This is a genomic window from Acinetobacter sp. P8-3-8 (genome assembly GCF_000214135.1).
Classification (GTDB): Bacteria; Pseudomonadota; Gammaproteobacteria; order Pseudomonadales; family Moraxellaceae; genus Acinetobacter.
The window spans coordinates 1-420 of record NZ_AFIE01000172.1 but is presented as its reverse complement, the minus strand read 5'-3'; the positions used below and the strand labels follow the sequence as shown (position 1 = coordinate 420).

Here is a 420-nt window from a genome sequence, read left to right as displayed (position 1 = left end):
ATTGACAGATGGGCCACATGAAATCACGACGACCCAAACCGACCCAGCAGGAAATACGAGTGAGCCAAGTGATCCGCTTGTATTGAATGTAGATACCACAGCACCGACGATCACAGCAGAAATTACAGGAATCACTGAAGATACCGGTGTAGCGGATGACTACACGACCAATGACACCAGCTTGGTGATCCATGGCAAAGTCTCAGATGCGACACAACTGCAAACTGGCGATACAGTGCAAGTTCGCATAGATGGTGGCGCATGGAAAGATGCGACATTGAATGCGGATGGAACATGGAGTTTAGACAACACTGCGAATCCATTGACAGAAGGCAAACACACAGTAGAAGCACGAGTGGTTGACCAAGCAGGCAATGCGACAGCGGCGACGAGTAAAGAAATCACAATCGATACCACGGG

At 49.3% G+C, this 420-nt stretch carries 1 protein-coding gene; it reads left to right on the top strand.

Annotation, left to right across the window (positions count from 1 at the left end; genetic code table 11):
- Positions 1-420: Ig-like domain-containing protein (locus tag GGG_RS20295; RefSeq protein WP_157998088.1), on the top strand; the 420-nt coding region annotated here is incomplete at both ends.